This is a genomic window from Streptomyces sp. NPDC059743 (assembly GCF_042732975.1).
Classification (GTDB): Bacteria; Actinomycetota; Actinomycetes; order Streptomycetales; family Streptomycetaceae; genus Streptomyces.
On the sequence record NZ_JBHWGS010000004.1, the window covers coordinates 337,239 to 358,092 of the forward strand.

19 protein-coding genes and 1 tRNA gene are annotated in these 20,854 nt (G+C 68.3%); 11 read left to right on the top strand and 9 right to left on the bottom strand.

Annotated elements, in window-relative coordinates; translation table 11 throughout:
* The first annotated feature begins 87 nt into the window (after window positions 1-87).
* The 4 genes from ACFV6H_RS09745 (at window position 88) to ACFV6H_RS09760 (ending at window position 2,380) form a co-directional block, all read left to right on the top strand.
* A tRNA-Leu gene (locus ACFV6H_RS09745) sits at window positions 88-172 on the top strand.
* 86 nt (window positions 173-258) lie between these two features.
* Complete coding sequence (locus tag ACFV6H_RS09750) at window positions 259-474, top strand: hypothetical protein (protein ID WP_385540189.1); 216 nt, start codon at window positions 259-261, stop codon at window positions 472-474.
* 530 nt (window positions 475-1,004) lie between these two features.
* Window positions 1,005-1,382, top strand: coding sequence for a hypothetical protein (locus ACFV6H_RS09755; protein WP_385540191.1), 378 nt, complete (start codon window positions 1,005-1,007; stop codon window positions 1,380-1,382).
* A gap of 674 nt (window positions 1,383-2,056) precedes the next feature.
* Window positions 2,057-2,380: a transposase family protein gene (locus tag ACFV6H_RS09760; protein ID WP_385540193.1), complete on the top strand. Its 324-nt coding sequence runs from the start codon at window positions 2,057-2,059 to the stop codon at window positions 2,378-2,380.
* Window positions 2,381-2,562: 182 nt separating this feature from the next.
* Here ACFV6H_RS09760 and ACFV6H_RS09765 read toward each other — a convergent pair whose 3' ends face one another.
* The 5 genes from ACFV6H_RS09765 to ACFV6H_RS09785 form a co-directional block, all read right to left on the bottom strand.
* Window positions 2,563-3,117, bottom strand: a complete 555-nt coding sequence (locus ACFV6H_RS09765) for a hypothetical protein (protein WP_385540195.1) — start codon at window positions 3,115-3,117, stop codon at window positions 2,563-2,565.
* A 325-nt stretch (window positions 3,118-3,442) separates the two neighbouring features.
* Window positions 3,443-4,951 (bottom strand): FAD-binding oxidoreductase, encoded by a 1,509-nt coding sequence (locus ACFV6H_RS09770; RefSeq protein ID WP_385540197.1) that lies wholly within the window; start codon window positions 4,949-4,951, stop codon window positions 3,443-3,445.
* A gap of 222 nt (window positions 4,952-5,173) precedes the next feature.
* A complete protein-coding gene (locus ACFV6H_RS09775) occupies window positions 5,174-6,280 on the bottom strand; it encodes an alpha/beta fold hydrolase (RefSeq protein ID WP_385540199.1) in 1,107 nt (368 codons plus the stop codon).
* A 117-nt stretch (window positions 6,281-6,397) separates the two neighbouring features.
* The gene (locus ACFV6H_RS09780; RefSeq protein ID WP_385540201.1) at window positions 6,398-7,432 is read right to left on the bottom strand and encodes an LLM class flavin-dependent oxidoreductase; all 1,035 of its coding nucleotides are present in this window, start codon (window positions 7,430-7,432) and stop codon (window positions 6,398-6,400) included.
* A 175-nt stretch (window positions 7,433-7,607) separates the two neighbouring features.
* Entirely contained in the window at window positions 7,608-8,357 is a 750-nt protein-coding gene (locus ACFV6H_RS09785) for an SDR family NAD(P)-dependent oxidoreductase (RefSeq protein ID WP_382865132.1), read from the bottom strand.
* A gap of 163 nt (window positions 8,358-8,520) precedes the next feature.
* Between ACFV6H_RS09785 and ACFV6H_RS09790 the strand changes: the two genes are divergently transcribed.
* The 3 genes from ACFV6H_RS09790 to ACFV6H_RS09800 all read left to right on the top strand — a co-directional run bounded on the left by ACFV6H_RS09790 (window position 8,521) and on the right by ACFV6H_RS09800 (window position 10,637).
* Window positions 8,521-9,138 carry a TetR/AcrR family transcriptional regulator gene (locus ACFV6H_RS09790; RefSeq protein ID WP_385540203.1) on the top strand — a complete coding sequence of 206 codons (618 nt, stop codon included), beginning with the start codon at window positions 8,521-8,523 and terminating at the stop codon, window positions 9,136-9,138.
* 69 nt (window positions 9,139-9,207) lie between these two features.
* On the top strand, window positions 9,208-9,849 hold the full coding sequence (locus tag ACFV6H_RS09795) for a TetR/AcrR family transcriptional regulator (RefSeq protein ID WP_385540205.1): 642 nt from the start codon (window positions 9,208-9,210) through the stop codon (window positions 9,847-9,849).
* Window positions 9,850-9,857: 8 nt separating this feature from the next.
* Window positions 9,858-10,637 carry an AAA family ATPase gene (locus ACFV6H_RS09800; protein WP_385540207.1) on the top strand — a complete coding sequence of 260 codons (780 nt, stop codon included), beginning with the start codon at window positions 9,858-9,860 and terminating at the stop codon, window positions 10,635-10,637.
* Between the two features lie 675 nt (window positions 10,638-11,312).
* Here ACFV6H_RS09800 and map read toward each other — a convergent pair.
* A complete protein-coding gene (gene map, locus ACFV6H_RS09805; protein ID WP_384976665.1) occupies window positions 11,313-12,080 on the bottom strand; it encodes a type I methionyl aminopeptidase in 768 nt (255 codons plus the stop codon).
* A gap of 261 nt (window positions 12,081-12,341) precedes the next feature.
* On the opposite strand from map, the gene ACFV6H_RS09810 reads away from it, so the two are divergent.
* Complete coding sequence (locus ACFV6H_RS09810; RefSeq protein ID WP_384976666.1) at window positions 12,342-12,713, top strand: BlaI/MecI/CopY family transcriptional regulator; 372 nt, start codon at window positions 12,342-12,344, stop codon at window positions 12,711-12,713.
* A complete protein-coding gene (locus tag ACFV6H_RS09815; protein ID WP_385540210.1) occupies window positions 12,710-13,621 on the top strand; it encodes a M56 family metallopeptidase in 912 nt (303 codons plus the stop codon). The genes ACFV6H_RS09810 and ACFV6H_RS09815 overlap by 4 nt, the downstream gene beginning before the upstream one ends.
* Window positions 13,622-13,642: 21 nt before the next feature.
* Here ACFV6H_RS09815 and ACFV6H_RS09820 read toward each other — a convergent pair whose 3' ends face one another.
* Window positions 13,643-14,731 carry an NlpC/P60 family protein gene (locus ACFV6H_RS09820; RefSeq protein ID WP_385540416.1) on the bottom strand — a complete coding sequence of 363 codons (1,089 nt, stop codon included), beginning with the start codon at window positions 14,729-14,731 and terminating at the stop codon, window positions 13,643-13,645.
* Window positions 14,732-14,957: 226 nt separating this feature from the next.
* Between ACFV6H_RS09820 and ACFV6H_RS09825 the strand changes: the two genes are divergently transcribed.
* Window positions 14,958-16,460: a phosphoesterase gene (locus ACFV6H_RS09825; RefSeq protein ID WP_385540212.1), complete on the top strand. Its 1,503-nt coding sequence runs from the start codon at window positions 14,958-14,960 to the stop codon at window positions 16,458-16,460.
* A gap of 104 nt (window positions 16,461-16,564) precedes the next feature.
* Here the strand turns inward: ACFV6H_RS09825 and ACFV6H_RS09830 are convergent, their stop codons facing one another.
* Complete coding sequence (locus ACFV6H_RS09830) at window positions 16,565-17,452, bottom strand: helix-turn-helix transcriptional regulator (RefSeq protein ID WP_385540213.1); 888 nt, start codon at window positions 17,450-17,452, stop codon at window positions 16,565-16,567.
* Window positions 17,453-17,659: 207 nt separating this feature from the next.
* Here ACFV6H_RS09830 and ACFV6H_RS09835 point away from each other — a divergent pair, with 207 nt between their 5' ends.
* Window positions 17,660-18,616: an NAD(P)-dependent alcohol dehydrogenase gene (locus ACFV6H_RS09835; RefSeq protein ID WP_385540215.1), complete on the top strand. Its 957-nt coding sequence runs from the start codon at window positions 17,660-17,662 to the stop codon at window positions 18,614-18,616.
* A gap of 46 nt (window positions 18,617-18,662) precedes the next feature.
* Here the strand turns inward: ACFV6H_RS09835 and ACFV6H_RS09840 are convergent, their stop codons facing one another.
* The gene (locus tag ACFV6H_RS09840) at window positions 18,663-20,432 is read right to left on the bottom strand and encodes an MOSC domain-containing protein (protein ID WP_385540217.1); all 1,770 of its coding nucleotides are present in this window, start codon (window positions 20,430-20,432) and stop codon (window positions 18,663-18,665) included.
* Window positions 20,433-20,854: the final 422 nt, after the last annotated feature.

Below are 20,854 nucleotides of genomic sequence, written 5' to 3' on the forward strand. Positions count from 1 at the left end.
GCCGGCAACGGCCGTGATCGGGCACCGCCGATTGTTTGCTATGGTTTTCCACGTCGGAACGGCCCTGAGCCGCCCGACAGACACCTGGTCCGGGTGGCGGAATGGCAGACGCGCTAGCTTGAGGTGCTAGTGCCCTTTATCGGGCGTGGGGGTTCAAGTCCCCCCTCGGACACAAACCATTACCCCACGGGGTGATGTGGAAGCAGTGACCAGGTCCGGACAGAGGCTCGCCTCTGTCCGGACCAGGTGTTTTCCGGGGTGGTAGATGCCCTGTATGCCGAGGCTGCGATAGACGGCGGCCTTCTCCTGCGGCGTGGCACCGTGGACCGCGCCGGCGATGTCGCCGAGGCCGGTGATAAGTGCCTTATCGTCCCGACAGCCAAGCTGACCGGTGGCGCCACCCCGGACGCCGACCTGATCAGCACCTTCGAGGGCTCTCGCGAGACGGCCCCGGTCAGGCCGCCCGCCATGTAGCAGCCGCCCACATGGACCTGCACCGGGCTCCGCTGAGCCGGCGGCCGCCCGCCTACGGCGGCGGGTGCTTTGGTTTGATCAGGCAGGTGCCACGGACGTCGACAGGCGAGGGTATGTGTCCGGGAACTTCGCCGTCACGACAGGGCTGGCCGCATGTTGACTTCACGGACTGCTCAACGCCCACCACGACCCACAAGACCATCAGCCAGTAACCAGGCCACAAGATCACCGGCGAACTCCTTTAGCAACAAGCAGTAACAAGCACAGGGGCCCTGTAAGCCATGCCGTCGGCCCCGGGAACGGCAGCCAAATCCTTTGGCCGTTCCGGTGTTATCAAGCCAATGCATTCCGAGCTGACAAATGGCGGGAATGCGTCCACACATATACAGGCCACAACGGCAGCGATCGGGACTGGGCAAGTGACCGTATTCCTTCTTGTTCGGAGCCACCGGAACGTACAGGATTCCGTGTTACGTGAGACCGCCGTTCCCCCGCATGGGGGCGGCGGCTACTGTTCAGGAAGGATCACCATGAGAAATTGGATCGGTCTCGCTTCCCTGACATTTCTGGCCGCAGCACTGACCGCACCCCCAGCCCTGGCCCAGGGCACCGGCATCGGTGAACCGCCCAACTGGAATCCCAGTGGAGCAGCAACCTGTTCCTCCCACTCCCACAGGGACATCGACCCCGGCGGCGGCAACACGGTCAGCACCAATACGCTGCGCCGCAGCGGCCCCCACGACACCTGCGGCAGCAATCCCGTCGGCAGCAGGCCAGTTGATTATCACTGCTACACGGTCAACGAGGTCGGAAACACCTGGACCTGGGTGACGGTTCGCGCGAGCGGAGCCCAGGGCTGGGTGTACGACGGCAACCTCGACAATGGCGGCAGCCTTTACGTGTGCTGAGCCGATGTCATGTCTGCTGAGTGAGCCATCAAGGGAAACGGGGGGGCCCGCTGGAATCATCCGGCGAGCCCCCCTGCCAGCAAAAATTCGGGAAGACGCTTAAAAGATCCCTTTCACGGTCACTGGAGACCTGATTTACGAGCGCCGGTCCTGGTGCCTAAATGGCGGCCCTGGAGGCATCGGTGCGGCAGGCGTAGGAGTTGCACAGCGACGGCGAGGGCACCATTCACGAGATGCCGGAAAAGAAGACCATGGCGAAGAAGAAGACCGCGAACAGGACGAGCGGCCGAAAGCGCGCCTTACGAGCTCGTGCATGGTTGGTGGTGGCGCGTCGGGATCTTGATCGTTAATCATGGTTTTCGTGGTGGGGATCAGGGCACGTGCAGCGATCATTCGAAGTCAGCAGATCACGGGGCTGACGCCCGAGGTGCTCGCTGAACTCATCACGGAGATAGGTCCGTTGTGGCACGAGCGGCACCAGGCCGCGCTCGCGGCCCGTGCCAGGAAGCGGCCCGTGGGTGGCGGAGCGAAGCACAAATTGGTCTTCATCGACCGGCTGCTGGCGCCGCTCGTCGCCCGGCGGCCGGGCGCAAGGACCGGAAGAGGTTCATCTCCAGGAAGAACAAGCAGAACGCCGTGAAATCCATGGTTGTCACGGACGCCGAGGGACGGCTGTGTTCTGCAGCCCGGCCGTGCCGGCCGGCACCGCGGACATCACCCATGCCCGTCGGCTGGGCCTCGTCAGGCTGCTGGCCGACGGGCCCGCTATGGAGGTCCTCGCCCACGCCGGATATCAGGGGCTGGGAGCGCAAACCGGCGGCCGCGTGGTGACGCCGCCGCATCGCAAGTTCAAGAAGAACGCGCCGGACTGGTACGAGGAGATCCACGAACAGCGGCGCAAGGCGCACTCCTCACGCCGTATCCGCGTCGAGCACGGCATCGGCCACTTGAAGAACTGGCGGCCCTCTCGCGCCATCACGGCCGACACGAGCACATGAGTGACATCATCCGAGCCATCGCCGGGCTGCTCTCCCACCAACAGACAGGCACCCAGGACAGCGGTACGCGAACCTGAACACAACACCCCGTCCGCGGCCCTCGACGCGCCACCACCAACCATGCACGAGCTCGTAAGGGCTGTCCCGTAACTGGTCCTGATGGCGCGTAGTTACCCAGGGGTTCAGAGAGTGTGCAGCCGTTCGCCGGGCTCTGGAATGCGGGGCGGAACGTACCCGTCATCATCCTTGGGGTCGCCGGCGTGCGGACCACGATGCAGGTCGTCAGGGAGGAAGAGAACGCGGGCTACGTTCGCATCGGGGCCGAGGCCCGTCCAGGTGTCGCCGTCTGCCACCTGGTGTGTGTCGTAGGCAGAGAGCGCTTCGTTCAAGACGAGGGTGCTGCAGATCAGCACGACGTCCGCAGCGTCTACCGCGCACACCGGAATTTCCACTGAAACGACCGGCAGAGGTCCCGTCTGAGTCGCGCTATAGGTGAAGTGCAGCCAGTCCGTGCCCTCGGAGGTCTGGGGGTGCGGTCGCACCTCCCAACCAGTGATCCGGGCGGTCAGGGGGTACGTCTGGTCGCCGCGTACCACGGTGACGTCGACCGCCGCAGGGCCTGGTTCCGGTGCCGCCTGCTCTCCCTGGGCGATACAGCCCGTGAGGGCGGTAGTCGTGCAAGTCACCATCGCGGCCCACACTGCCACTTTGATACGGCATCGGGTTCGCCGGTCCACCCCGCCCCCCTTTGTCGTCCGTGCGCTTCCGGTCGCGCATTCCAGATCACGACGTGGTTCACGGCGGCCTGGTTCCGTGCTGAGAACCGCCCTGCTGGTCCCGAGTGGGATGATCTTGATGTGGCTGGTGTGATCACGGCGTCGGAGCCCTCTTGGACAGCCCCCTTTCACCGGGCCGAGTTCACGTCAGTTCGACAAGCTGATCGTCGTCACGGTCGACGCCGGCGGCACCCGCACACCGGGCATTGCCTCCGACGGCCCGCACTTGGCGGCTGGATACGCCGAAGCCCCCTCACCGTCCGGGAGGGGGCTTCGGCGTTGCCGTTCAGCAGGAGGCCGGCGGGATGCTCTGCTCGTACTGGAAGACGTTGCGGGGGTCGTACTTCTGCTTGATCTGGCGCAGGCGGTCGAAGTTGCCGTCCCAGTAGGCGGTTTCCCAGTCCTGCATGCCGATGTTGGGGACGTTGACGTAAGCACCGTCTACGTAAGGCCGCAGTGCCTGGCTGAACTCCGCGATCCACGCCTGGGCCTGTGCGGTCAGTTCGTCGCCGCTGCCCGGCACACCGCGCTTGCCCCAGCCCGCGCCCGGCTCGGAGTAGAACAGCGCGTCGCGGTGCGGGAACGACGTGCCGCCACGCGGAGCCTTCCTGACCGCACCGCCGAACGCCTGGGTGAAGAAGTTGCTGTCGTCCGTCGGCGCGTCCCGCATGAACGACGCGATCACGCTGATCGCCTCGTCCGGGAACGGCTTCTTCGTGAACTGGGAGAAGAACTTCCAGTTCGCCGGCTCGTCCTCGGTCGGGGTCTGGAAACTCGCGTACACATCGCCCCAGTTGCCGACCTGCGTGGTGACCTCGGGACGGCCGATCGAGAGGATCGGTGCCAGCAGCTTCTTCGCCTCCGCGGGCGTTCCCTCCGCCAGGACCGCGAACAGCAGGATCCGGTTCGGGTGGATCTCCAGTTGGGTGCCCATGCGGTTGTCGGTGACCGGGGCCGTACGCTGCCAGGCGTCGAACACCCTGTGCAGGTCTCCGAGCCCGTCCCACGTGGCCGTCAGATAGGTGACGCTCTTGAGCGGGGCCACCTTGTAGGTGAGCGAGGTGACGATCCCGAAGTTGCCGTTGCCCGCGCCGCGAAGTGCCCACAGCAGGTCGGAGTTGTGATCCAGATCCGTCTTGATCACCTTGGCGCACACGGCGCCCTCCGGCACGACGACCTCGGCGCCGATCAGGCTGTCGCAGGCCATGCCGAGATAGCGGGTGAGGAAACCCAGGCCGCCGCCGAGGGTGGCACCGGCGAGGCCCACGGTGCCCTCCGTGCCTGTCGTCACCGCGAAGTTCTTCTTCGCGAGCGTCGTCACCGCTTCCAACTGGTTGAGGCCGGCGCCCACAGTGGCCGTACGGGCCTGGGCGTTGATGTGCGCCGACTTCAGCTCACTGATGTCGATCACGATGCCGTTGTCGACATTCGACCAGCCCTCGAGACTGTGGCGGCCACTGCGCACCCGCAGCGCGACGTTGTGCTGCCGCGCCCACGTGAGGGCGTTGACGACGTCCTGGGTGTTCTGGGCGAAGACGATGACCAGCGGATAGTGCACGAACAACTCGTCCCAGCCCTGGCTGGCGTCCGCGTAGTTCGGGTCGTTCGGGCGGACGATGCGCCCGGTCAGCCTCGCCGGCGCACACGTCGCACCCTCCGCCCCGACACCCTCAGCCCCGGCATTCACGGCGCTCGCGGCTGAGACCTCGGTGGGCTCGACACCCGAGACGACGACCGCGCCGGCGCCGGCAGCCGCCGTCGCCTTGAGCACTCTGCGACGGGAAAAGTCGTTCATAGTCCGTGTCCTCTCGACTGCCACCCGACTCGAATCACCCCCTTATGGGCGATTTGCGCGAAGCGGACAGTAGCAAGAGTGGCTACTGAGGGCTGTCCCGACACGCACGAGAAGACGGCCTTGAGAGCGCGACATCGTGCTCGTGCGGAAGCAGCGACCAGGTCCGGACAGAGGTTCGCCTCTGTCCGGACCTGGTTTTCCGGGGTTGGGTTTCCGCGTGGTTCAGTGGGCGGGGTAGAAGGCGTTGACCTCGGAGAGGACTTGCCGGGGTGCTTCGCTGAGGAGCCAGTGTCCGGCGCCGGGGATGTCGGTTCCGGTGGCTGCGGGGGCTGTGTCCTGTACGGCGGACAGGAGCAGAGGCGCGAAGCCGTCCTGGGTGAGGAGGCGGACCGGGATGGTCAGCGGTGTGGCTTGCAGGCGGGTGTTGTCGGCCTGGTCCTGGGTCCAGGTGCGGTACAGCTCGAAGCCGGCGTGGAGGACCTGGGGGCGGGAGTAGACCCGGGTGTACTCGGCGATCTCGTTGTCGGGGACAGGCCGGGGGGTGTGGGACTGGGTCGGGTAGAAGTAGGTGAGGAAGGTCTTGACCCGGCCGGTGACCAGATCCTCGGCCAGCGGCTGCTGGAGGTTGAAGGAGAAGTGCCACTCCAGCGGCTGGATGTCGGAGAACTTCAGGTTCTTGCCGACGAGGGGGAAGTCCATCAGAAACAGCCCCGCTGCCTGCTGTCGGTACTGGGCGGCGAGGGCATAGGCGACGCCGACGCCGAAGTCATGGGCGATGAACCGTACGCCCTGTCGGTGGCCGATCTTGTCGAGCAGCAGGTGGGTGTAGGTGGCGAGCGTCTGCTTGGTGTAGGAGGGCGGATTGCCGGTGGAGTCACCGAGGCCGGGCAGGTCGACAGCGATGACGGTACGGCCGGGCAGCAGCGAGGGCATGATGCCGCGGAACTCGTACCAGCTCTCGGGCCAGCCGTGCAGCAGGGCGGTGGTCCGGGGTCCGTGGCCGCCGATGACGTAGTGCATCTGTACGCCGTTGACGGTGGTGAAGCAGTGCCGGAAGTTCTTGTTGAACGCGGTGTCGCGCTTGGTGGCGGCGTCGTATCCCGGACTGAGTGGCTTTTCCGGGTCAACGCAGGCGGGTGCCTGGGAGCCCGGTGCCTGGGAGGTCGGTGTGTGGGAGGCGGAGGTCGGCGCGGTGGCCCGAGCCGGGACGGTGGCCGACGCGCCGAGTGTGGCCCCGACAAGGGAGGCCGTGCTCAGCAGGACGGCGGTGAGGAGCAGGAGGAGCCGGTGGCGGCTTGGGCGCCGGAGAGCTGATGGGCCGGTGGGCACGGGAGTCCTTCGCGTGTGGGATGTGGGGGGGGGTGGGTTGCTGGGGTGACGGGGTGGTGGGGTGGTGGATCGCCGGTGCGGCAGGCCCGCCGGCGTCGGGCTGGTCGGGTCAGTGGGTCATCGGGTCAGGGGAGCCAGTTCGCGCCATTGGGTGCGCGGGAAGCCGCCGTTGGCGGTGAGGACGTGGAGGGCGACGTGGTCGGCGCCCGCGTCGTGGTGTGCTTGGACGCGTCGGGCGATGGCCTCGGTGTCGCCCCAGGCGACGACGCTGTCGATGAGGTGGTCGCTGCCGCCGTCGGCGAGATCGGTGTCCGTGAAGCCCTGGCGGCGCAGGCTGCGGGCGTAGTGGGCCATGCCGATGAACGGGCCGAGGAATCCGCGCGCGGTGGCCCGGGCCGTGTCGGGGTTCGTGTCCAGGACGACTGCCTGGTACGGCGCGAGGGCGGCGGCCGGGCCGAGCAACTGCCGTGTGGCGGCCGTCGATTCTGGCGTGACCAGGAAGGTGTGGGTGCCCGCTGTGCGGCGCGCGGCCAGGTCGAGGAGTCTGGGGCCTAGGGCGTGTTCCAGAAGTAGCGTCGTCCGCCCGCAGGGCGGGCCTCGCGGCGTCCGGTGCGTGCGATCGCAAGGCGGAGGATCGCCCGTGTACTGGACGTACTCGGGCGACTCCGACAACGCAGCGAGCGTGCGTGCCGGACGTCGCGAGGCAGACGGGACTTCTGAAACACGCCCTAGTGCCGCCAGGATCCGTTCGCCTGCGGGCAAGGGCGTTGCGGAGGCGTCGAGTTGGTCGAGATAGTCGTTCATGTCGGCGACCGGGCGGAAGGGGCGGCCGGCCTGCTGGGCGACGACGGGATCGCTCACGCCGAGGCCGGTGATCAGCCGCCGGTCGTAGGTCTGCTGGAGCCGGTGGTGACCGGCGGCTGTCTCCTCGGCGTCGTGCCGCCAGATGCTCAGGATGCCGGTGGCCACGGTCAGGATGCGAGTGGCCCGCAGCAGCCGTTCGCTGTCGCCGATGATGTCGCCTCCGCCCAGGCCGGGGATCCACAAGGCTCCCCAGCCCAGTTCGTCGAGCTCGGCGGCCCGCTCGCTGATCTCACCGGGGTCGCCGAGCCGCAGCTCCACGCTCCAGATTCCTACGCGTCCCACGTTCATGCCGCATGCTCCTGACCGCGCCTGTACGCCGTTGTCTGTCGGAGGGGTGTGTCAGAGGGGTTCTGTCGGAGGGGTTCTGTCGGAGGGGTGTCGAGTGGTGCCGGGCCGGTGCCGGCGCGCCCGCTGCCGCCGAACGCACCGGCACCGCCCGAAAAGGGCGGAACCTGACTGAGGGTCAGATCTGGTTGAGGCCGCCGTCGACGTAGAGATTGGCTCCGGTGATGAAGCTGCTCTGATCGGTGGAGAGGAAGAGGATCGCGTTGGCGATCTCGTCGGGGCGGCCCATCCGACCCAGGGGCACCTGGCCGGCGAGGAAGCCCTTCAGGCCGGCCGCCTGCTCCTCGTCGGGGGCCAGGCCGGCGATTCCGGGGGTGTCGATCGGCCCGGGAGTGACGGCGTTGACCCGGATCCCGCGCCCCTTGAGCTCGTTGGCCCATGTGCGGGCGAAGGAGCGGACGGCGGCCTTGGAGGCCGCGTAGACGCCGAACGCCTCGGTGCCGGTCGTGGCGGTGGTCGAGCCGGGCACGATGACCGAAGCGCCGTCGTTGAGCAGTGGCAGCGCCTTCTGCACGGTGAACAGCAGACCCCGGACGTTGATGTTGAACGTCTGGTCGAAGTGGTCCTCGGTGACCTGCTCCAGTGTGGTGAACGAGCCGCCGCCGGCATTCGCGAACAGCACATCGATCCTGCGGCCCTGGCCGCGCACCGTCTCGTAGAGCCGGTCGAGGTCTCCCAGCACCGATACGTCCCCCTGGACCCCGGTCGCGTTGGCACCGATGGTCTCCACAGCGGCGTCCAGCTCGGGCTTGCGCCGCCCGGTGATGAACACGTGCGCGCCCTCGGACGCCAGACGGACCGCGGTCGCCAGGCCGATGCCGGTGGTGCCGCCGGTGACGACGGCGGTCCTGCCTTCGAGCTGTCCCATGGAAATTCCTTCTCCTCATCGCCGGAACCGGGCATGGCGTAGCCAGGCCGATCCTCTGGCTGATCTGGTAAAACTTACGCACCGATCGGTACTGAAGTGGACGGTAGCACGACCTCGCCCCACTTGAGTACCGGTCGGTACCGATGTGGGTATACTGGTGTTTATGGACAGCAAGCAGAAGTCAGTGATGGGCCGGCCGCGGGGCTTCGACGCCGACAAGGCGCTGGACCGCGCGCTGATGGTGTTCTGGGAGCAGGGCTACGAGGGCGCCACGCTGACCGACCTGACCAAGGCCATGGGCATCACCCGTACGAGCATGTACGCGGCCTACGGCAACAAGGAGGAGCTCTTCCACAAGGCCCTGGACCGCTACACGCAGGGCCCGGCGAGCTATGTGGCCAAGGCGCTGGAGGAACCGACCGCACAGGCGGTGGCGGAGGCACTTCTCCATGGGGCGGTCCACGCGACGACCCGCCCGGACCGCCCGGCGGGATGCATGGGCGTGCAGGGCGCGCTGGCCGCCGGCGAACCGGCGCACAGCGCCCGTGACGCACTGATCGCCTGGCGCCAGGACGGCGGGAAGGCCGTCCGCGAACGCTTCGAACAGGCCAAGGCCGGCGGCGACCTGCCCCCGGACGCCGACCCGGCCCACCTCGCGCGCTACGTGACCACGTTCGCGTACGGCATCTCCGTACAGGCGGCCGGCGGCGTCTGCCGCGAGGACCTCCAGCAGATCGCCGACACCGCACTGCTGAACTGGCCCCCGGTATCGCCCGGTTGACCCACGGCGGCCCGCACGATGACGGACGCATTGTGTACCGATGAGTACTGATGTGTGTATCGTGTGGCCATGGGTACCGACACGCAGTCACCGATCGGTCGGCCGCGCGGTTTCGACTCCGAGCGGGCGCTGGAGCGCGCCATGCTGGTCTTCTGGCGGCACGGCTTCGAGGGCGCCACGCTGACCGGCCTGACCAACGCCATGGGGATCAGCCGGACCAGCATGTACGCGGCCTACGGCAACAAGCGCCGGCTCTTCGAACTCGCGCTGGTCCGGTACGCCGAGACCGTCATGGCCTACGCGGGCCGCGCCCTCGCCGCGCCGGCCGCGCGTCAGGTCGCCGAGACCTTCCTTCGGGAGAACGTGGTGGCCGTCACCGCCCGGGACCGTCCGCTCGGCTGTTTCTCCCTCCAGGGCGGTCTGGCCTGCGGACCGGACAACGCCGACGTCTCCCTCACTCTCGCCCGCTCTCGCCAGGCCGGGGAACGCGCCATGAGCGAGAGGTTCCACCGGGCCGCCCGGGAAGGCGACCTCGCCCCCGGAACCAGGCCCGACGACCTCGCCCGCTTCATCATGGTCCTCTCCGAAGGACTGGCCGTACACGCCGCGGCCGGCTCCACCCCCGAGGACCTCACCCGAGTCGTCGACATCGCCCTGCGTGCCCTGCCCGAGGACGCATCCCGGCGGACCGGTCGCCCGGCGAGCCGGTGACCGGATCCATGAACCCGCCCTCCAGCCTCGGACAGCGGCTCAGCCACGCTCGCGAGCGCGGCTTCGTGGGCCGCGCCCAGGAACTGGACCAGTTCGGCTCGGCCCTGGACGGTAAACCGGATTCCTTCGCCGTACTGTTCGTCCACGGACCGGGAGGAATCGGCAAATCCAGCCTGCTGCGGAGGTTCGCCGGCCTGGCGCGCTCAGCAGGGCGGACCCTCATCCGGATCGACGGGCGTTCCCTGGGCCTGTCCCCGGAGAGCATCGAAGCCGAGGCGGCAGCGGCTTTCGATGACGAACGGCCCGTCCTGCTGATCGACACCTTCAAGCAGTGCCAGGGCCTGGAGACGTGGCTGCGGGAGAACTTCCTGCCCCGGTTGCCAGCCGAGGCCCTCGTCGTGATCGCGGGCAGACAGCCGCCCGAGCCGCCCGGCCTCCCTTGGCAGGCCGATCCCGGATGGGCACAGGCACTGCACGTGATCGCCCTGCGCAACCTGCCGCCCTCGGACGCGACCGCGCTGCTGACGTCGCGACAGGTGCCGCCCCCACTGCACTCCGCGCTCATCGGATTCGCGGGCGGCCATCCCCTCGCGCTGTCCCTCGCCGCGGAGGTCGCGGTCAAGAACCGGACGAACACCCTGAACTGGCAGCCACCCGAGGACATCTACGCCACCCTGCTGGAACACCTCGTCGACGAAGTGCCCTCGCCGGCCCACCGCAACGCCCTGGAAATCTGCGCCCACGCCCACACCACGACCGTGGATCTGCTTCGCGGCCCTGCCCGGTGAGGACGCGGACACCCTGTTCCGGTGACTGCGCGCTCTCCCCTTCACCGAGACCGGCCCGCACGGCATCCCGCGACCGGGCCCGCCCTCCTGCCTGCCATGGCGGCCATGAATCACTCGCACCGCTTCAGCGGTGTCCTGCCCCGCTACTTGTCCGGGCAGCGGAACCACAACGTGTACAAACAGCCGTACCGGCCACCACGACGGAAGAACTGGACCTGCTCCGGTTCCGGGAACTGGCCGACCACGCCGCCGGAGAACGACCGGAAACGGGCCGGAGCACCGAACCGTTGAGCAGGTCCTGAAGGGCCGACCGGCCACCGCCGAGGCCGATCCGTCCCAGCCCGTGGACACCACAAGCGGCATCGAAGCGGAGCGGCACCCGAAGCATCTGCACGAACAGACCGCCCTCTACCGCAGCCTGCCGGCCGGACGGCGCGTCCTTGTCGTGCTCGACAGCGCCCGCGACACCCGCCAGATACGGCCGCTCCTCCCCGGCAGCCCCGGATGCCTCGTCCTCATCACCAGCCGCAACCGGATGACCAGCCTGAATGCCCGTGACGGCGCCCAACTGCTCAGCCTGGGTGCCCTCTCCGTATCCGACGCACGCCAAGCCCTCCCTCTCCGCCTGGGAGAACACCGGATCGCGGCCGAGCGCGGGGCCATTCGGGTTCGGGGTCAGGGCAGGGTGAGGATGCGGGGGCCGTTCTGGGTGATGGCGATGGTGTGTTCGATGTGGGCGGCGCGGCTGCCGTCGATTGTGCGCAGGGTCCATCCGTCGGGGTCGGTGCGGTAGTCGTTGTGTCCTCCGGCCATGAGCATGGGCTCGATGGCGAGGGTGAGGCCGTGACGCAGAGGGAAGCCGCGGCCGGGTCGTCCGTGGTTGGAGACGTGGGGGTCTTCGTGCATCTGGCGGCCGATGCCGTGGCCGCCGAAGTCGGTCGGCATGCCGCAGCCGGCGGTGCGGGCGACGGTGCTGATGGCGTGGGAGATGTCTCCGATGCGGTGGCCGACGGTGGCGGCGGCGATGCCGGCGTCCAGTGCCTGCTGGGTGGCGGCGATGAGTTCGAGGTCGGCGGGACGGGGGGTGCCGACGGTGAAGCTGATCGCGGCGTCGCCGGTCCAGCCGTCGAGTTCGGCTCCGCAGTCGATGCTGACCAGGTCGCCGTCGCGCAGGCGGTAGTCGTCGGGGATGCCGTGTACGAGGGCGTCGTTGACGGAGGCGCAGATGACCGCCGGGAAGGGGGTGGGGGCGAAGGAGGGCTGGTAGCCCAGGAACGGAGAACGCGCCCCGGCCTTGGCCAGGACGGTGCGGGCGGCTTCGTCGAGCTCGCGCAGGCGGATCCCCACGGCTGCCGACCGGCGGGCGGCTGCGAGGGCCTCGGCCACGACGCGTCCGGCTTCACGCATCGCCTCCAGTGCCGTGTCGGTCTTGATCTCCACCATGTGTCGTGACTCCCTGCGATGCGGCTACCCAATACTTATACCGGTATTAGTATCACAGGCATGGGGAGAGTCCCTTTGAGCCCGCAAGAGCGGCAACGCGGAGAGCGGTTCGGGGCCCTGCTCCGCGAGGTCCGCAGTGACCGCGGTGACCGCGGTGACCGCGGTGACCGCGTCATGGTGGTCGAACACCAGGTGGCCCCGCCCGCGCCTACTATGGCTCTGCGTACTCGGTGGCGGAAGGAAGAGAGGAAGACAAGGGCCATGCGGCGGCTGGGGCATCTTGAGGCGGAGATCATGGACCGCCTGTGGACATGGGACCGTCCGGCCACGGTGCGCGAGATCGTCGACGACATCAATGAGACCCGGCCCGTGGCGTACACCACGGTGATGACCGTCACCAACATCCTGTTCACCAAGGGCTTGTTGCTGCGCGACAACCGACAGGGACGAGCCTGGCTGTACCGACCGGCGCGTAGCCGGGAGGCGTACGCCGCCGCGCTGATGGAAGACGGACTGGGAATCAGCCGCGACCGCCCGGCGGCACTGATGCACTTCGTGGAGAACATGACCGCCGAGGAGATCGACGCCCTCCGCAAGGCGCTGCGGAGCGTGGGACGACAGGCCAAGCCGTGAACACGGTTCCCGCGCTGATCGGTTACGCGGTGGTGGTCGGCGTGGTCGTGCCTCCGTTGCTGCTGCGCAGTGCCTGGCCCCACCGGATTCCTGTGCTGGGAGCGGTGGTGTGGCACGCGCTGGCGGTCTCGTTCTCGACCGCGGTCGCGCTCGCCGCGGTCGGCCTGGCCGTACCGACCGAGCACCTGCACGCGGGACTCGTGGGCGTCCTGCACTCCTGCGGTCTGCACCTGGGCACGGGCCGGCCCGATCCCGGTACGGCGGACCTACTCGCCATCGCACTGCCGAGCGCCGTCTTCTCGGTGCTGGCCGCGAGCTTCACGTTCCACCTCGTACGCGCACGACGCCTGCGGAACCGGCACAGGGACACCGTGGATCTGGTGGGCCGTCACTCGGCACGGTTGCGCGCCACCGTACTGCCGTACGACAGGCCCGCCGCCTACTGCCTGCCGGGACGCCGCCCTCGGATCGTCATCAGCGACGCCGCACTCCGTGAGCTGTCGCCGGAACAGCTCGACGCCGTTCTGGAGCACGAGCGTGCCCATATCGCGGGCCGTCACCATCTGGCGCTGGCGGCCATGGAGGCGTTCCGCTCCGTCTTCCGCTGCCTTCCGCTGGCCCGCCTGGGCAAGGAACAGACCGCGCTTCTGCTGGAGATGGCCGCGGACGACCGAGCGCTGCGCAGCCACTCGCACGAGGTACTCGCCACCGCGATGTACGAAATGGCGGCGGCCAGTGTGCCGAGCGGAGCGCTCGCACTGGGCGGCGGGAACGTCGCGGTCCGTATGAAGCGGATCCTGATCCCCCGCAGGGCACCGCACCCCGCCGTCTCGGGGACGATCGCCGCGGTGGCCACGGTGGTTCCGGTACTGCCTTTGCTGGTCGCCTGCTCTCCCGGTCTCGGCTGACCTGCGTTCCCAGGGCCCCGGTCAGCCGTCCAGCCGTCCAGCCGTCCAGCCGTCCAGCCGTCCAGCCGTCCAGCCAATGCGTACGCCCCACATGAACGGCATACCGCTCCGGGCGATCGACTCGTAACGCACCTGGGCACCCGGCTTCGGCGAGTGGAGGATCTGCCCGTTCCCGGCGTAGAAACCGACATGGCTCAGATCGGTGCGCATGATGATGAGGTCGCCGGGCTTGAGCGCGCTCAGGGAGTTGATCCGGGTGCCGACGTTCGCCTGGTCCTGCGACGTACGGGGAATCGACACTCCCGCCTGCTGGAACGACCAGGAGGTCAGCCCACTGCAGTCGAAGGAGTTCGGTCCCGTCGCGCCCCATACGTACGGCATTCCGACCCGGCTCTTGGCCGCCTCGAAGGCTGCGGCGGCCCGCTGGGAGGCGCTGGCCTCGTTGCCCAGCTGCACCCGCTCGCTGGACCGGTTGGCGCGCTCCTCCTCGGCGGACCGTTCGGCCCGTTCCTCGGCCGTGAGGGTGTTGAGAAGCCGTTGCGCCTTCGCGAGCTTGCCCTGGATCTCCTTCTTCCTGTCCCCGAGTTCCTCGCGGGTCTCCTGAAGGTCCTTCAGCTTCTCCGAAGCCTGACTGCGCTGTTGCTGGAGATCCCGCTGCTGGGACTGGTACTGCTGGAGCGCGGTGATCTGCCGGGCGCTCAACTGGTCGAGCGCGGAAGCGTTGTCGAGGTAGCCGTCCGGATCGGCGGAGAGCAGGAGCTGTACGGACGGGTCGAGCCCGCCGCTCCGGTACTGGGCCGCGGCTATCGAACCGAGTTGGGTCCGCAGGTCGTTGAGATCGCTCTGCTTACGCGCGGCGGTGTCCTGTAGATCATCCACCTGCTTCTGCAGGACACCGGCTTTCTCCTTCGCCCCGTTGTACTTCTCGGTGGCCTGTGTGGCCTCCTCGTACAGCCGGTCGATCTGCGCCTGGACACCCTTCTTGTTGGGGTCCGGCAGCGGATCGGCCGAAGCCGACTGTGCCGTCATGGCGACGGCCGCGGCGGCCGTCGCCGTGACAACGGCCGTGTAGGCCTGGCTGGTCTGCTTGGGACGACGGTGGGACGCCACTGCGGCGGTCTCCTTCTGATCGATCGCGCGAAGGTTCGTTCGTTCGTTCACACTATAGAACTTAGTTCTTTAGTAACAAGGCGAGTGACCTGCCAGTGCAGTGGTGCGACTCCTGGGGGCCAGATTCCTTTGTTCTCAGTAGTCCTGACCCCTGTTCATGTTGTGTTCGGTTTGTTCTTCGAGACTCGGCCGTCGCCCCCGGCGTTTGTCAACGAGAGGCTTCACCATGACGGACAAGAACATCCAAGATCCCGAGCAGGCGGCGATCTCGCGGCGTCGGCTGGTCAAGTACGCGGGTGTGGGGGCGACGTTGGCCGCCGCGAGCCCGCTGGTGGCGGCCGGTACGGCGTACGCCCATGACGATGACGACCGCAAGCAGGAGAAGTCCGGCGATTCCGGCAAGCGGGTGTGGCGTGCCGGTGATCACCATGTGCACTCGGAGTACAGCGGTGAGTTCGACACGTCGACGAATCCGCCGACGTTCCACAAGGGCGCCGACGCGGTCTACCCGATCGTCACCAACGCGATCATGGCCAAGAACTTCGGTCTCACCTGGGTGATGTGCACCGACCACGGCGGTCCGACGCACTCCAAGGTCAACCTTGAGCAGGCCTACCCCGACCTGCTGCGCTCCCGTGTGCTCGTACCCGAGGTACTCCAGTTCTGGGGAATGGAGTTCGACGCCCCGGCACTGGACCACCACACGCTGATGATTCCTCACCACAGCGACGAGGCGCAGCAGCTCTTCGAGCTGGAGAGCCGCTTCGCCAAGAACGATCCCTTCCCCGCCGATCGTGGCCGTGACACCGAGGCCAAGATGATCGAGTTCCTGAAGGCCGCGAAGGACATGCGCCGCAAGCCGCTGGTGATCGCCCACCACGCCTCGCGGTCGGCGACCGGCCTCGGTGTGTACGGGCAGGACACCCCGCGCGAGTTCCGCAACGGCAACAACATCGCGCCGGAGATCTACGTCGGCTTCGAGGGCGCGCCCGGTCACCAGGCCGGTCCTCTCAACGGAGGCGCGCGCGGCGGCTACGGCAACTACCCGACCCACGGCGGCTTCGACCAGATGACGGCCCGTGTCGGCGGCCTCTGGGACTCGCTGCTCGGTGAGGGCCGGCGCTGGTGGATCACCGCGACCTCGGACTCGCATGTGCACTGGACGCGCGGCGGCTCCGACTTCTGGCCGGGCGAGTACAGCAAGACCCATGTGCTGGCCCGGCAGGACTACGCCGACATCATGGACGGGCTCCGCAACGGCCGCGTCTGGGTCGGCACCGGCGACCTGGTCACCAGCCTCGATCTCACGGCGAGCAACCGTGGCGACGAGGCCGCCATGGGCGAGACGCTCACCGTCAGCCGCCGCAACCGTACGGACGTCGAGATCGAGATCCGGTTCCGGCCGCTGGAGGGCAAGAACGGCAACGGCGACCGCCCGGAGGTCCGCCGCGTGGACCTGATCACCGGTCAGATCACCGGCCCGAGCGCCAGCCTCGACACCGACACCAACCCGACCACCAAGGTGGTGGCGCGCTTCGGCCCGCGCGACTGGCGCAAGCAGGGCAAGGAGTACGTCATCAAGCACACCCTGCGCAACGTCGAGAGCGACCTCTACGCCCGCGTGCGCGGCACGAGCACCGACGAGGCCGAGCCCCTCGCGGACGGGCTGGAGAGCCCCTGGGACGACCTGTGGTTCTACTCGAACCCGGTCTTCGTCCACGTCCGCTAGGTCGATACAGCTAGGTCCTCTCCGACCGGAGAGGGAGAAGCGCTTTCACTACGCGCACGGATGGTGATGGCTGTGCTTCGGCGGTCACCATCCGTTTTTCGTGGTCACCCGCGATCGGGCCCTTCAGCCGGTGCCGAGTTGAGCAGGGCGGCGAGCAGTTGAAGTCGTTCGTCGTCGGGGCCGCCCTCGGGCGCGGTGTAGACGATGAGCACGGGGCCGGGGGTGCCCGGCATCGGGTAGGCGTCCCAGTCCAGGTTCAGTTCGCCGACCAGTGGGTGGTTGACACGCATCCGGCCGCGTGTCGTTTCCTCCACGTCGTGACGGGCCCAGATCGTGGCGAACTCATCGCTGCGGACCGCGAGTTCACCGACCAGTTCCACGGCGCGCGGGTGTCCCGGATCGGCGGCGACCTGTGTACGCAGCATCGCGGTCAGCTCAGCGACGGTGGCCGCCCGCTCCGGGCAGGCCTGGTCGGCCTCCGGGTGCAGCAGCAGTGACAGCAGGTTCCGCTCGGTGTACGGCTGTTGGATGAACTCGCCGAGCAGGGCGCCGGCCGGCGGGTTCCAGGCCAGTACATCCAGGAAGCGGCCGACGACAAGGGCGGGCGAGGCTGTCGTACGCAGCAGCCGCAGCGTGGTGGGCGGTACCTCCTCCGGTACGTGGTGGCGCGGGCGGCGGGCGGGAGTGCGCGCGGCGGTGGCGAGGCTGTGCAGGTGCCGGGACTCCTCGGCGGAGAAGTTGAGGGCGCGCGCGAGAGCGTCCAGGACCTGTTCGGAGGGCCGTACGTCGCGTCCCTGCTCCATGCGCTGGTAGTAGTCCGTACTCACACCGGCCAGCAGGGCCAGTTCCTCACGCCGCAGTCCGGCGACGCGCCGCCTCGGGCCCGGTTCCAGACCGACGTCCTGCGGTCGCAGCCGGGTTCGGCGGGTGCGCAGGAACTCGGCGAGTTCGCGCCGGGGATCGTCGGTCAGGGCGAGCGCGTCGTCGGTCACGGCAGCAGTATGCCCCGGGCCCGGCCCGTGAGGGTGGGTCCGGCAGTCCCAGGAAAGAGCGAACGACCGTGCTGCCGTGAGCAGGGCCCAGGATCGGATCCACGAAAGCTCTCCGCGGAAGCCCTTCAGGGAAGCCGTCCATGAGGGCCGTCCACGAGGGCCGTCACGAGGGCCGTCACGAGGGCCGTCCACGGAAGGAACAGCGATATGAAGGCCGCTCAGATCACGAGTTACGGCACATCGGATGTCCTGCGGGTCAACGACGTCGACCGCCCCGCTCCGGGCGCGGGTGAGGTCCTGGTGTCGGTCGAGGCGTCCAGTGTGAACGGGCACGATGTGATCGTCCGCTCCGGCGAGCTGAAGTTCGTATCGGGACGCCGGTTCCCGATCGGTGTGGGCCTGGACTTCGCGGGCACCATCGTCGCGACCGGCGCCGGTGTCGAGGGATTCCGGGCCGGGGAGCGGGTGTGGGGCATGGTGCATCCCCGGGAGCGGCACATCACCGGTGGCGCTGCGGAGTACGTCGTGGTCCCGGTGGACCGTATCGGACCCGCTCCGGCGGGCGTCTCGGCGGTTGACGCGGCCTCTCTGGTGGTCGCGGGCGCGACGGCGCTGATCGCGCTGCGCGACAGTGTGCACCTTGCGACCGGGGAACGGGTCCTGGTCCGTGGTGCGGCAGGCGGAGTCGGCACGGCCGCCGTGCAGCTGGCTCATGCGCTGGGCTGCCATGTGACCGCGCTGGCCCGCGACCGGCATGCCCAGATCCTTGTCGGTCTGGGTGCCGACGAGGTTCTCGACTACGGCTCCACCACCTCGGACCGGATCGGGCCGTTCGACGTCATCGTCGACACGGTCGGCACGGAACTGAACTGCTACCGAAGCCGGTTGGCCAAGGGCGGCCGGATGGTCACCGTCGGTCTGTCGCCCTCCGCCCTGGCCGCGATCGCGGCGTCGAGTGTGTACGGTCCTCGCCGTATCCGTACCTTCAGCGCCAATCCCGGCACCGCCGTGCTGCGCGATCTGGCCGACCATGTCACTTCGGGCGCTCTGCGGCCCGTGGTCGACAGTGTGTATCCGCTCGCGGACATCGCCGCCGCGCACCAGGCGTTCGAGCGCGGAGGCATCGTGGGCAAGCATGTGGTCGCGGTGTCCGCAGGGCTGTGAGGCGCCCACTCACAGGCTGTGACACACAACCTCACAGGTCGACCACTCACAGGTCGACGAGCACCTCGCCGGCGGGCGTGGAGCAGCAGATGAGGACGTTGCCGGCCTCGGGCGGTTCGAGCGGCGGCGTGGTGTAGTCGACGTCACCGGAGACGAGTGGCGTGATGCACGTATGGCAGACGCCGGTACGGCAGGACCACCGCGTGGGGATGTCGCATGCTTCGGCGAGCTCCAGCAGGGAGTTGTAAACCGCTGACCAGGGCGCGGAGATGCCACTGCGGGTGAATGTGACAAGAGGGCCGGAGCCGGGCGGGCCGGGAGGCTGGTGCGGGCGCGTGGCGGCTGCGGCTGTGGCTGCGATGCCTGGGTTGATGGAGGCCCGGGCGCCGAACAGTTCGGTGTGGATACGGTCCGGAGGGAGGCCGAGGTCCTGTAGGGCCTTGCTGAGGTCGGTCATAAAGGATTCCGGCCCGCACAGGTAGACGTCGGCGTCGGTCGGAATCCTCAGGGCGGCCAGGGCTTCAGGGACGAGGTGCCCGTACGTGATGTGCGTTTGTCGCTCGGCCCGGGCCCGGTCAGGCGGCGCGGTGTAGAAGATGTGCGGGTGCGCGTCGGGCAGTTGGGCCAAAAGGTGGCGGGCTTCGTCGGCGAAGGCGTGTTGTTCGCGGTTGCGTGTCGTGTGGATCCACCACACGGGCTGCGGCTCACGGTCGGAGGCCAGTCGGTGCAGCATGGCGAGTACGGGCGTGACGCCGATGCCGGCGGAGAGCAGTACGACCGGGCTGGTGTCCTCCGCGAGCACGAAGTCCCCTCTGGGGCTCGCGACGTCCAGAAGCGTCCCCGGGCGCACTTCGGTGTGGAGATAGGTGCTGACCAGGCCGTGGGCCTCGCGCTTGACGCTGATGCGGTAACTGTCCGCTCCTGGCGCGGAACCCATTCCCGGCCCGGAAGACAGTGAGTAGCTGCGCACGGGAGCGGGCGGAGAGCTGTCGGTGACGCGGATTGCCAGGTACTGGCCCGGTCGGGCCGCGGGCAGTGGCTGCCGGTCGGTGGGTTCGAGGTAGAACGAGGAAACAGTGGGTGTCTCGGGGACGATACGGGCGACGCGCAGCGGTTTGAACCCGGGCCATCCCGTGATCTCTTTGTCGGGCCCTGCCGGGGCCGCCGGGTGCTCGTCGGCTTCCGCCATCTCGCGGAAGGACTGCTGCCAGCCTGGGCTGAGGGCCGGGATGGACCGCGCGGTGCGCAGCTTCACCGGATCGCGGCCGGGAAGGTAGAGCAGGGCGTCGATGTCGGCGACGCTGAGCGCGCCCGGGCCGATCCGGGTACGGATGATCTCGTCGCCGGCCTGGACACGGCCTTCGGTGATGACTCGCAAATAGAAGCCGGGACGGTGGTGGGCGACCAGCAGGGAAGCCATGGCGGGCAGCCCCAGACGCATCCCGACCCGGTAGCAGGTGACCCGTGGTTGGGTGACTTCGAACTCGGCTTCGCCCACCCGGTAGCGGTCGCCGATGCACACCTCGTCGTCGGCGAGCCCGTCGACGGTGAAGTTCTCTCCGAAGTGGCCGAACCGCAAGTCGTCACGTTCAAGGTGCTCTCGCCAGTACCGGTAGGACTCCAGCTGGTATACGAGCACGGCCCGGTACTCTCCGCCGTGACCTGCCAGATCGCCCTGACCGTCACCGTCGATATTCAGCCGCCGCACCATCCGGGGGCCTCGGACGGGCTTCTTCCATACTCCGGTGTGGACGGTCCTGCCCTGCCAGGAAACGTCCTTGGGCATACCGACATTCACCGACAGTAGCGTCGCCATCGCGCTTCTCCTGAGTGGGCGGGGCCGGAAACCGGCCATGCCCTCAGCGTTCCCGGTCATGAATTTTCCGAACACCGGACGACTCTGCTGGATGAGACCGCACCGCCGACGGCGTCGCCGTTGGCCGACGCCGGGTCGCACAGCGGCCTGCCCGAGCGGCTGCTGTTCGCCGAGCGGCTGCGCCGGCGGATGCGCGTGCTCTTCGGCGGCGTGTGGATCGCCGACAGCGAGGACGTGGCCCTGCTGCACGAGCCCGGGCGCTACCCGGTGGCGTATCCCGCGCGCCGACGTGACGGCGGACGCGCTGACGGCGACCGACCGGATCACCCGACACAAGGAGCTCGGCGACACCTCCTGGTAGGGATGGAAGATCGAGCCCGAAGACCACGCGGAGATCTCCCCGTACATCACGGAGAATATCG

Excerpts from the sequence above, each read along its gene's own strand:
- ACFV6H_RS09755 (WP_385540191.1), top strand. The coding sequence starts at position 1,005 with ATGAGAAATTGGATCGGTCTCGCTTCCCTGACATTTCTGGCCGCAGCA.
- ACFV6H_RS09770 (WP_385540197.1), bottom strand. The coding sequence starts at position 4,951 with ATGAACGACTTTTCCCGTCGCAGAGTGCTCAAGGCGACGGCGGCTGCC.
- ACFV6H_RS09780 (WP_385540201.1), bottom strand. The coding sequence starts at position 7,432 with ATGAACGTGGGACGCGTAGGAATCTGGAGCGTGGAGCTGCGGCTCGGC.
- ACFV6H_RS09785 (WP_382865132.1), bottom strand. The coding sequence starts at position 8,357 with ATGGGACAGCTCGAAGGCAGGACCGCCGTCGTCACCGGCGGCACCACC.
- ACFV6H_RS09790 (WP_385540203.1), top strand. The coding sequence starts at position 8,521 with ATGGACAGCAAGCAGAAGTCAGTGATGGGCCGGCCGCGGGGCTTCGAC.
- ACFV6H_RS09795 (WP_385540205.1), top strand. The coding sequence starts at position 9,208 with ATGGGTACCGACACGCAGTCACCGATCGGTCGGCCGCGCGGTTTCGAC.
- ACFV6H_RS09800 (WP_385540207.1), top strand. The coding sequence starts at position 9,858 with ATGAACCCGCCCTCCAGCCTCGGACAGCGGCTCAGCCACGCTCGCGAG.
- map (WP_384976665.1), bottom strand. The coding sequence starts at position 12,080 with ATGGTGGAGATCAAGACCGACACGGCACTGGAGGCGATGCGTGAAGCC.
- ACFV6H_RS09810 (WP_384976666.1), top strand. The coding sequence starts at position 12,342 with ATGCGGCGGCTGGGGCATCTTGAGGCGGAGATCATGGACCGCCTGTGG.
- ACFV6H_RS09825 (WP_385540212.1), top strand. The coding sequence starts at position 14,958 with ATGACGGACAAGAACATCCAAGATCCCGAGCAGGCGGCGATCTCGCGG.
- ACFV6H_RS09835 (WP_385540215.1), top strand. The coding sequence starts at position 17,660 with ATGAAGGCCGCTCAGATCACGAGTTACGGCACATCGGATGTCCTGCGG.
- ACFV6H_RS09840 (WP_385540217.1), bottom strand. The coding sequence starts at position 20,432 with ATGGCGACGCTACTGTCGGTGAATGTCGGTATGCCCAAGGACGTTTCC.